The organism is Amycolatopsis sp. NPDC003861 (assembly GCF_053605405.1).
Genome location: NZ_JBSGJD010000461.1, coordinates 1 through 3,440, shown reverse-complemented (window position 1 = coordinate 3,440; position 3,440 = coordinate 1). Strand labels below are relative to the sequence as shown.

The following is a 3,440-nucleotide window of genomic DNA, read 5'->3' as shown; positions in this document are numbered from 1 at the left end:
GACGGCCTCGAGCTGGATCGGGTGGACGTGGTGCAGCCGGCTTCGTTCGCGGTGATGGTGGGGTTGGCCGCGGTGTGGCGGTCGTTCGGGGTGACCCCGGACGCCGTGATCGGCCATTCCCAAGGGGAGATCGCGGCCGCCTGCGTGGCCGGGGCGTTGTCGCTGGAGGATGCGGCGAAGGTGGTGGCGCTGCGGAGCCAGGCCATCGCGGAGTCGCTGGCCGGACGCGGCGGAATGCTGTCGCTCGGCTTGCCGGCGGACCAGGCCGGGGCCCGGGTGCGGGCGTGGGACGGCCGCGTGGAAGTGGCGGCCGTCAACGGCCCGGCCTCGGTGGTGGTGGCCGGCGACCCCGGCGCACTGGCCGAGGTCCGGGCCGCGTGCGAGAACGACGGGGTGCGGGCCCGGATGATCCCGGTGGACTACGCCTCCCACACCCGCCACGTCGAAGTACTGCGCGAGCAGCTGCCGCGGACCCTGGCCGCGATCCGGCCGGGGCCCGCGCAGGTGCCGATGTGGTCGACGGTCACGCAGGCGTGGCTCGACGGCCCGGAGCTCGACGCGGAGTACTGGTACCGCAACCTGCGCCACCGGGTCGGCTTCGGCCCGGCCGTCGAGGCGCTGGTGGCGCAGGGACACCGGGCGTTCGTCGAGGTGAGCCCGCACCCGGTGCTGACCACGGCGGTGCAGGAAGTCCTGGACGGCCACGACGTCGCCACGGTGGTCACCGGGACACTGCGCCGGGACGACGGCGGACTGCGGCGCCTGCTGACCAGCCTGGCCGAGGTGCACGTCCGGGGGATTCCGGTCACCTGGACCACGAACCGGCCGGCGGAGCACGTCGGCCTGCCCACCTACGCCTTCCGGCACCAGCGCTACTGGCTCGACATCCCCGACCCGGCCGGCGACGTCTCGACCGCGGGCCTGAGCTCCCCGGCCCACCCGCTGCTGGGCGCGGCCCTGCCACTGGCCGACGGCGGCGGCGTGGTGCTCAGCGGGCGCATCTCCACGCGGTCGCACCCGTGGCTGGCCGGGCACGCCGTCGCCGGCGTGGTGCTGCTGCCCGGGACGGCGTTCCTCGAACTGGCCGTCCGCGCCGGCGACGAAGCGGGCTGCCCGGTCGTCGAGGAACTCGTGGTCGAGACACCGCTGGTGCTGCCGGCCGAAGGTGCGGTGCGGTTGCAGGTCGTGGTCGACGACGCCGATGCGGCCGGACGCCGGGCCGTCCGCGTCCACAGCCGCGACGACGCCGACGACAGCGGACGGTGGACGCGGCACGCCGCGGGCACGCTGACCGCCGTCGCGCCGGCCGCGGCCTTCGACCTGGCGCAGTGGCCGCCGCCGGACGCCGAGCGAGCCGACCTCGCCGGCTTCTACGACACCCTGGCCGGCACCGGCCTCGAGTACGGCGAGGTGTTCCGGGGCCTGCGGCAGGTCTGGACGCGCGGCGACGAGGTCTTCGCCGAGGTCGCGCTGCCTGACGGAATCACCGACGCGGCCGGGTTCGGGCTGCACCCGGCCCTGCTCGACGCCGCGCTGCACAGCACCGGCTTCGCCGCCTCCGCCGGCCCGGCGGACGGGCCGATCCTCCTGCCGTTCTCGTGGACCGGCGTGACGCTGCACGCCGCGGGCGCGTCGGCGCTGCGGGTGCACGCCACGCGAACCGCCGCCGACCACGTCTCGCTGGTCGTGGCCGACCGCGCCGGAGCGCCGGTCGCCACCGTTTCTTCGCTGACGTTGCGCCCGGCCGGACCGGTCGGGTCCGGCGCTGCCCTGACCGGTGGCGCCCTCTTCCGGACCGACTGGGTTCCGGCGGCGCTTCCCGCCGTCACCGACCCGCCATTGTGGACGGTATTGGACGTGCCGTCCGCCCCCTTGCGCGCCGCGGTGGGGCACGTCCTGACCGAAGTGCAGAAGTGGCTCGACGCCCCGGAAACCGGCACCCGGCTCGTGGTGGTGACCGAAGGCGCCGTCGCGGCCCGCGACGGCGAGCTCGTCCGCGATCCGGTGCCGGCCGGGGTGTGGGGACTGGTGCGGTCGGTGCAGTCGGAGCACCCGGGCCGGCTCGTGCTGGCCGATGTGGACGGCCCGGAAGCCCGGGCGATGCTGCCGGCGGTGGTCGCTTCCGGGGAGCCGCAGGCGGCGATCCGCGGCGGCACCGTGCTGCTGCCGCGGCTGGCCCGCGTCACCGCGGAACCGGTGCTGCCGGACGATCCGGCGTGGCGGCTGGAGAGCACGGGCGACGGCACGCTCGAAAGCCTGCGGCCGGTGCCGTGCCCCGAGGTGCTGCGGCCGCTGGGAGACGGCGAAGTGCGGGTCGAGGTGCGCGCGGCGGGGGTCAACTTCCGCGACGTCCTGGTGTCGCTGGGCATGGTGCCCGGCCAGGAGGGGATCGGTGGCGAGTTCGCCGGGATCGTGACCGAGACCGGCGCCGGGGTTTCCGGGCTGCGCGCGGGAACCCGCGTGATGGGCATCCTCGACGGCGCGGCCGGCGGGTTCGGCCCCGTGGTGGTGACCGACGAGCGGCTGGTCACCGAGGTGCCGGCCGGCTGGTCGTTCGAGGTGGCCGCTTCGGTGCCGATCGCGTTCCTGACCGCCCTGTACGGCCTGCGGGACCTGAGCGGCGTCGGGGCCGGGGACCGGGTGCTGGTGCACGCCGCGACCGGCGGGGTGGGCCTGGCCGCGGTGCGGCTGGCCCGCTGCTTCGGGGCGGAGGTGTTCGGGACCGCGAGCCCGGCCAAGCAGGACGTGCTGCGCGCCGAGGGCCTGGCCGAATCGCACATCGCCGGCTCCCGGTCGGCGGAGTTCGCCGGCCGGTTCGGCGAGGTCGACGTCGTGCTCAACTCGCTGACCGGCGACCTCGCCGACGCCTCGCTCGGCCTGCTGGCGCCCGGTGGCCGGTTCCTGGAGCTGGGCAAGACCGACCTCCGCGACGCCGCGGCCGTGGCGGCGGCCCACCCCGGAATCCGTTACCAGGCCTACGACCTGGGCCGGTCGGCGGGGCCGGACCGGATCCGGGAGCTGCTGCGCGAGCTGGTGACGCTGTTCGAAAGCGGGCAACTGACCCCGTTGCCGGTCACCGTCCGGGACATCCGGCGGGCGCCCGAGGCACTGCGGTTCATGAGCCAGGCCCGGCACGTCGGCAAGGTCGTGCTGCGGCTCCCACGGCGGCTGGACCCGGAGGGCACGGTGCTGATCACCGGCGGCACCGGCACCCTCGGCGGGCTGCTGGCCTGGCACCTGGCCGCCCGGCACCGGGTGCGGCACCTCGTCCTGCTCAGCCGCGGCGGTCCCGCGACCGCCGAAGCGCGGCACCTGGTGGGGCAGCTGACCGAACTGGGCGCGCAGGTGCACGTCGTGGCGGGCGATGCGGCCGACCGGGACGCGGTGGCCGCGGTCCTCGCCGGAATCCCGGCCGAGCACCCGCTGACCGCCGTGGTCCA

General features: G+C 76.0%; 1 protein-coding gene. It reads left to right on the top strand.

Features of this window, described 5'->3' with window-relative positions:
• Positions 1-21 precede the first annotated feature (21 nt).
• On the top strand, positions 22-3,440 hold a 3,419-nt coding region (locus tag ACWEVN_RS47245; RefSeq protein ID WP_452055627.1), incomplete at its 3' end, for an acyltransferase domain-containing protein.